Annotated in this window: 8 protein-coding genes; 6 read left to right on the top strand and 2 right to left on the bottom strand. The window is 67.3% G+C overall.

Translation table 11 applies throughout. The features are described from left to right. Both A9W96_RS22270 and A9W96_RS22265 read right to left on the bottom strand, forming a co-directional pair. A partial coding sequence (locus tag A9W96_RS22270; RefSeq protein WP_197499603.1) for a CoA transferase occupies window positions 1-193 on the bottom strand: 193 nt, incomplete at its 3' end. Further along, window positions 190-1,650: an aldehyde dehydrogenase family protein gene (locus tag A9W96_RS22265; RefSeq protein ID WP_067143114.1), complete on the bottom strand. Its 1,461-nt coding sequence runs from the start codon at window positions 1,648-1,650 to the stop codon at window positions 190-192. The genes A9W96_RS22270 and A9W96_RS22265, both read right to left, overlap by 4 nt. A 193-nt stretch (window positions 1,651-1,843) precedes the next feature. Between A9W96_RS22265 and A9W96_RS22260 the strand changes: the two genes are divergently transcribed. The 6 genes from A9W96_RS22260 to A9W96_RS22235 form a co-directional block, all read left to right on the top strand. Then, entirely contained in the window at window positions 1,844-3,040 is a 1,197-nt protein-coding gene (locus A9W96_RS22260; RefSeq protein WP_066872040.1) for a cytochrome P450, read from the top strand. Between the two features lie 4 nt (window positions 3,041-3,044). After that, window positions 3,045-4,229 carry an acyl-CoA dehydrogenase family protein gene (locus tag A9W96_RS22255; protein ID WP_067143111.1) on the top strand — a complete coding sequence of 395 codons (1,185 nt, stop codon included), beginning with the start codon at window positions 3,045-3,047 and terminating at the stop codon, window positions 4,227-4,229. Between the two features lie 18 nt (window positions 4,230-4,247). Continuing rightward, on the top strand, window positions 4,248-4,793 hold the full coding sequence (locus A9W96_RS22250) for a MaoC family dehydratase N-terminal domain-containing protein (protein WP_067143109.1): 546 nt from the start codon (window positions 4,248-4,250) through the stop codon (window positions 4,791-4,793). Next, window positions 4,793-5,191, top strand: a complete 399-nt coding sequence (locus A9W96_RS22245; protein ID WP_067143106.1) for a Zn-ribbon domain-containing OB-fold protein — start codon at window positions 4,793-4,795, stop codon at window positions 5,189-5,191. The genes A9W96_RS22250 and A9W96_RS22245 overlap by 1 nt, the downstream gene beginning before the upstream one ends. A 7-nt stretch (window positions 5,192-5,198) precedes the next feature. Beyond that, window positions 5,199-6,320: an acyl-CoA dehydrogenase family protein gene (locus A9W96_RS22240; protein WP_067143103.1), complete on the top strand. Its 1,122-nt coding sequence runs from the start codon at window positions 5,199-5,201 to the stop codon at window positions 6,318-6,320. Then, window positions 6,317-6,626 (top strand): MaoC family dehydratase (locus A9W96_RS22235; RefSeq protein ID WP_067143099.1); only part of this gene is annotated, 310 nt, incomplete at its 3' end. The genes A9W96_RS22240 and A9W96_RS22235, both read left to right, overlap by 4 nt.

The following is a 6,626-nucleotide window of genomic DNA, read 5'->3' as shown; positions in this document are numbered from 1 at the left end:
ACTCGAACAGGCCGCACCGATCCGGGTCGGCGAGTCCGGTGGGGAACGGCCCCCAGCGCCGCAGCGGGTCTCCGGCGGGCGGTTCGATCTTGATGACCTCGGCGCCCAGGTCGACCAGAAGCTTTGCCGCGTAGGGACCCGAGATCTCGCCCGCGATTTCGACGACGTGCAGCCCCTCAAGGGGTCCCGTCACGCGGGGATCCCGATGGCCATCGGTTCCATGTATTGGTGCAGTCCGCCGATCCCGCCACCCTCGCGGCCCAGCCCGCTGAGCTTGAAGCCGCCGAACGGCGCGCCGCCCGGGTTGACGCCGTTTACGGCGATCTGGCCGGTGCGGATGCGGCGCGCCACCCCGACGGCACGGTCCACGTCACCGCCCCACACCGCGCCGGAGAGCCCGTATTGCGAGTTGTTCGCGATGGCGACCGCGTCGTCGTCGTCGCGGTAGCGCAGCACGGTCAACACCGGACCGAACACTTCCTCTTGCGCGATAGTCGAATTCGGGTCCACTCCGGACAGGATGGTCGGTTCGAAGTAGAAGCCGACGTCCAGATCCGCCGGCCGGCCGCCGCCGGTCACCAGCCTCGCTCCGTCATTCAGCGCGCCGGCCACGTGTGACTCGACTCGGTCGCGCTGCGCCGCACTGATCAACGGACCCATCTGCACCTCGGGGTCGGTGGGGTCGCCCACCTTGACCTCGCGGGCCAAGGCGGCGAGCCGATCGACAACATCGTCGTGCAGCGAGTCGGGAAGCAGCAGCCGGCTGTGCAGGATGCAGGCTTGCCCGGCGTGCAGCGAACAGGATTCGAACAGCATCTGGCGCAGCATGTCGTCGGTGATTTGCGCATCGTCGAGGACGATGCTGGCCGACTTGCCGCCCAGTTCCAACAGGATCCGCTTCATCGTGTCCCCGGCGGCGGACATCACCTGGCGGCCCACGGCCGAGCTGCCGGTGAAGCTGACCATGTCGATGCGCGGATCGGTGGTCAGCAGCTTGGCCGCCTCGACACCGGACGGCGTGACCACGTTGACCACCCCGGGCGGGATGTCGGTGTGCTCGTCGATGAGCCGCGCCAATGCCAGACCGGCCAGCGGTGTCAGCGGGGACGGCTTGAGCACGACCGTATTGCCCGCCGCCAGAGCATGATTCAGCTTCATGACGTTGAGGCAGTGCGGGAAGTTCCACGGCGTCAGCACCGATACGACACCCAGCGGCGCGTGCCGCAACACGGTGGTTCCGGCGCTGATGCCGGTGACCTCCTGGTCGACCAGCTGGGTGGCGAGCTGCGCGGCGTGCATGGACATGAAGCCGGCGCCGTCGATCTGCATTATGCGCTCGTTGGCGATGCAGCCCCACTCCGCCTCGGACAGCGCAAAGAAGTCATCGGCGTGTTTGGTCAGCGCCTCGCCCAACTGGTTCAGGCACCCGGCGCGCTGCTCGGCGGTCATCGTGCCCCAGGGTCCGCTGTCGAAGGCGCAGCGAGCGGCCGCAATCGCATCGCCGACCTGGGCGACGCTCGCGTCCGGGGCGGTGGCGATGACGGCCTCGGTGGACGGGGACAGGTCGTCATAGCGGCCGTCCTGCGGCTCGACCCAGTTGCCGTCGATGTAGAGCTGATAGGTCTGGACTAGAGCGGGCGAATCGGCCATGGCTTCCTCCGGTCATCTGATCACTTGGTGTACACCTCCGTGTCGCCCTCGTCAATCATCAATCGCGCGAATTGCAAGCTACCGCAATATCTACGTGTCGTGTTGACAGCATGCGACGGCACGGAGTAGACACAGTCCGCAGGACAGATTGCCTCAATCTGTCCGATCGGGTGTCCTGCGAGAGGGGCTTGCCGTGCAGACTCATCCGCCGCTGCGCTCGCCAAGCTTCCCGCTGCACTCCCCCGACTTCTACGCCGGCGATCCCTACCCGGCCTATCGGGAGCTGCGCGCCACCGCGCCGGTGTGCTGGAACGACGTCACCGACTTCTGGGCGCTGCTGAAGTACGAGGACATCCGGTTCGTGTCGAGCAATCCGGCGCTGTTCTCGTCCACGAAGGGCATCACCATTCCGGACCCGGCGAATCCCAACCCGGTACAGGCGGGCAACCTGATCTTCAGCGACCCGCCCCGGCACCGCCAGTTGCGCAAGCTGATCAACTCCGGCTTCACCAAGCGGCGGGTTGCCGTGTTGGAGCCAAAGATTCGTCAGATCGTGCGCGGGATCCTGGACGGCATCGAACCCGGCTCGGTCCACGAGTTCGCCGAGGAGGTCGCGGCGCCACTGCCCACCCGCATGATCGCCGAACTGATCGGCGCCCCGCCGGACGACTGGGAGCAGTTCCGGGCGTGGTCGGACGCGGCCACCGGGACGGCCGACCCCGAGATCGAACTCGACTCGTTGGTGGCCATGGGCCAGCTCTTCGAGTATTTCCAGGCGCTGATCGCCGACCGGCGGGTGCACCCGCGCGACGACCTGCTGTCGGTCCTGGCCGAGGCCGAGATCGACGAGCACCGGCTGACCGACGAAGACCTGCTCAACTTCGCCTTCCTGCTGCTGGTGGCCGGCAACGAAACCACCCGCAACCTCATCGCGCTGGGCACGTTGGCGTTGATCGCGCATCCCGATCAGCGCCGCCTGCTGGTCTCCGACCCCGCACGCATCCCGCTCGCCGTCGAGGAGATGTTGCGGTGGAACAGTCCAGTGGTGCACATGGCCCGCACCGCGACCGCCGACGTCGAGATCCGCGGCCAGCGGATCCGCGCCGGCGAGGTGGTGGTGATGCTGTACGGGTCGGCCAACCGCGACGAGGACGTGTTCGGCCCCGACTCCGAGGAGTTTGACGTGACCCGTCACCCGAACCCGCACATCGCCTTTGGCTGCGGTGAACACTCTTGCGTCGGTGCGCAATTGGCGCGCCTGGAGGCGACGGTGCTGTTCGACGAGCTGCTGCGCCGCTTCCCCACCATGGAGCTGGTGGGCGACGTGCACAGGATGCGGGCCACCATGGTGCCCGGCGTCAAACGCATGCCGGTGCGGATGGGAATCTGAGCCGATGGACCTCGAATACACGCCAGAGCAATGCAAGCTGCGCGCCGAGATCCGCGCGACCCTGGAAACGGTGATGACGCCGGAACGCGTCGCCGCGGTCAGCGAGCACATGGAGGGCGGGCCGGCCGTACGCGAGTGCATCCGCGCCCTCGCCGCGGCCAATCTCCTAGGCGTCGGCTGGCCGAAAGAATATGGCGGACGAGGGTTCTCGGCCATCGAACAGTTCATCTTCTCCGAAGAGGCGCGCCGGGTCAGCGCACCCATCCCGCTGGTGACGCTCAACACCGTCGGGCCGACGCTCATGCACTACGGCACCGACGAGCAGAAGCGTCAGTTCCTGCCGGCGATCCTGGAAGGCACGGCGGAGTTCGCCATCGGCTACTCGGAACCCGGCGCGGGCAGCGACCTCGCCTCGGTGCGCACGACGGCGGTCCGTATCGGTGACGAGTACGTGATCAACGGCCAGAAGATGTTCACCAGCGGCGCCGCCTACGCCGACTACATCTGGCTGGCCGTGCGCACCGATCCCGATGCCAAGAAGCACAAGGGCATTTCGATCCTTATCGTGCCGACCTCCTCGCCCGGATTCTCCTGGCAACCGCTGCACACCATGCCGGGCATCTCGACGTTCTACACGTTCTACGACGACGTCCGGGTGCCGGTCAGCGCGCTGGTGGGCGCCGAAAACCAGGGCTGGCAGCTGATCACCACCCAGCTGAACTTCGAACGCGCGTCGCTGGGCAACCTGGGCGCGCTCGAGCCACTGTTCGAAAAGACTTTGGAATGGGCGCTTTCCACCGAACTCGACGGCGGTCGCGTCATCGACCAGCCCTGGGTGCAGCAGGCCCTGGCCCGGGTCGAGGCCCAAGTCGCCGCGTACAAGATGGTCAACCTCCGGGTCAACGCCGCGATGACCAAGGGGATGCTGAGCATGGGAGAGGCGTCGGCGGCGAAGGTGTTCGGCACCGAGCTCAGCGGACAGGTCGCCCGGCAACTGCTCGAGGTGCTCGACGGCAACGGAGTTCGGCGCGGCGCCGAGGCTCCGCTGCGCGGCGCGCTGGAATCGGCCTACCGTCAGGCCGTCATCAACACCTTCGGAGGCGGGGCCAACGAAATTCAGCGTGACATCATCGCCATGGCCGGGTTGGGCATGCCGCGGGCACCACGCGACCTGCGGGCCGCGCAATAGTCAGGAGGACAGTACTAAGTGAGCGACTCAGACACCGTCAGCGCCAAGGTGCGGGCCCTCGTCGGCCAGCCGACCGGTGGCACCGGAAAGCCCTCGGTGGCCCCCGACCCGGTGAACCAGCCTATGATCCGGCACTGGGCGTACGCCATGGCCGACATGAACCCTGTCTACATCGACCCGGAGTTCGCCGCGAAGTCACGGTTCGGCGGCATCGTGTCACCGCCGGTGATGTTGCAGACCTGGACCATGCCGTCGCCAAAGCTGGAGGGAATCGGCGAACGTGGCGGGGCCCCCGTCGAGATCACCAGCAACCCAACGGCATTCCTCGATGAGGCCGGATACACCAGCACGGTGGCGACCAATTCGGAGTTCGAGATCGAGCGTTACCCGCGACTGGGCGACGTGATCAGCGCGACGACGGTCTACGAGTCGGTCTCCGACGAGAAGAAAACGGCGCTGGGCACCGGATTCTTCCTGACCTGGCTGACCACCTACACCGATCAGCACGGTGAGGTGCTGGGGCGGCAGCGATTCCGGGTGCTGCGATTCAGGCCGGCGAGCTGATGGCGGCCCGCCTGGCGCCGGCAATCACGCCGGACACCGAATTCTTCTGGAACGGGTTGCGGGACAACAAGCTCCTGCTCCAGCGCTGCGGCGGTTGTGGGCAGCTGCGCCATCCGCCGCGGCCGATGTGCCCGCACTGCCGCTCGCTGGAATGGGAGGCGATCGAGTCGTCGGGTCGCGGCACTGTCTACAGCTACGTCATGCCGCACGAGCCGAAGTTTCCCTTCTTCGAATACCCCTACGTCGTCGCGCTGGTGGAACTCGACGAAGGGGTGCGCCTGGTGTCCAACCTGACCGGGATCGACCCGGCCGACGTGACAACCGGAATGCCCGTCGAGGTCTACTACCAGACGTTTGATAACGACCTGGTGTTGCACCAGTTCCGGCCGAGCGCGTAGGCCCGTCATGGACTTCACCTTCACCGAAGAGCAGGAGACAATCGCCAAGCTGGCCCGCGACCTGTTGGAGCGCCGTGCCACGCCCGACCGGCTGGCCGAACTGGAAGCCGGCGACACCCGCTACGACGCCGAGCTCTGGCAAGAGCTGGCCGCCGCCGACCTGCTGGGCACCGCCCTACCCGAGTCGGTGGGCGGCTCATGCGCTTCAAGCGGTGGCTTCGTGGAACTCGGGGTGCTGCTGGCCGAGGTCGGCTACAGCGTCGCGCCCGTGCCCGCCTACGCCACGCTGGTGCTGGGCGCCGACCCGATCGCCCGGCACGGCAACGACGAACAGCAAAAGCGATTTCTTCCGGGCGTGGTGACCGGATCCCGCCTGCTAACAGCGGGATTGGTCGAGCCGGGCCGCTCGGACCCGACTCGCCCGCGCACCACCGCGCGCCGCGACGGCCAGCATTGGCGCCTCGACGGCGCCAAGGAGCTGGTGCCGGCCGCGCAGCTCGCCGACACCATCCTGATCCCGGCCGCCGCCGACGACGGCACCGTGTGCCTGTTCCTGCTGGCCGCCGACGCGGCCGGTGTCGAGATCCGCCCGGTGCCCACCACGAACCGCGAGCCGCACGCGGACGTATTCCTGGACGGCGCAACCGTTTCCGCGGCGGACGTGATCACCGGTGCCGGGTTGGTCGAGTCGCTGCACACCCGGGCCCTGGTCGCGCTGTGCGCGATCCAGCTCGGTGTCACCGAGCGGGCGTTGCGCATCGCCGCCGAATACACCACGGGCCGAGAACAATTCGGCCGGCCGATCGGCAGCTTCCAGGCGGTGCAACAGCGCATGGCCGACGCCTTCATCGACGTCGAGGCCATTCGGTGGACCACTTGGCAGGCGGCCTGGCTGATCGCGCACGGGCGGCCTGCCGACCGCGCGGCGCGCATCGCGAAGTTCTGGGCCGCCGAGGCCGGCGCGCGGGTGGCCGCCACCGCCCAGCACGTCCACGGCGGCATCGGCATCGACGTCACCTATCCCCTGCACCGCTATTTCCTGTGGGCCAAACACAACGAGTTGACCCTCGGTCCGGCTTCAGCGCAGCTGGCCCACCTCGGCGCAACCTATTCGGAGGGACCCGCATGACGACCACCGCCAACCGCACTCTGCAATGGCGAGACATTTCGATCGGTGACGAGGTCACACCGCTCGAAATCCCGATCACCACAACGATGATCGTCGCCGGCGCGATCGCCACCCGGGACTTCATGCCGGTGCACCATGACCGCGACTACGCGAAGAAACAGGGCTCACCCAATCTGTTCATGAACATCCTGACCACCAACGGCTACTGCGTGCGCTTCCTCACCGACTGGGCCGGCCCCGAAGCGATGGTGAAGAACCTGTCGATCCGCCTGGGGGTGCCGTGCTTTCCGGATGATCCGCTGCGGT

The sequence above is a fragment of the Mycobacterium sp. 1245852.3 genome (genome assembly GCF_001669335.1).
In the GTDB taxonomy this organism is placed as follows: domain Bacteria; phylum Actinomycetota; class Actinomycetes; order Mycobacteriales; family Mycobacteriaceae; genus Mycobacterium; species Mycobacterium europaeum_A.
The sequence above is the reverse complement of the archived record's forward strand: the minus strand, read 5'-3'. Positions and strand labels throughout refer to the sequence as shown.

Bases quoted from the DNA above. Each gene is read 5' to 3' on its own strand.
- A9W96_RS22265 (WP_067143114.1), bottom strand. From the start codon at position 1,650: ATGGCCGATTCGCCCGCTCTAGTCCAGACCTATCAGCTCTACATCGAC.
- A9W96_RS22255 (WP_067143111.1), top strand. From the start codon at position 3,045: ATGGACCTCGAATACACGCCAGAGCAATGCAAGCTGCGCGCCGAGATC.
- A9W96_RS22245 (WP_067143106.1), top strand. From the start codon at position 4,793: ATGGCGGCCCGCCTGGCGCCGGCAATCACGCCGGACACCGAATTCTTC.
- A9W96_RS22240 (WP_067143103.1), top strand. From the start codon at position 5,199: ATGGACTTCACCTTCACCGAAGAGCAGGAGACAATCGCCAAGCTGGCC.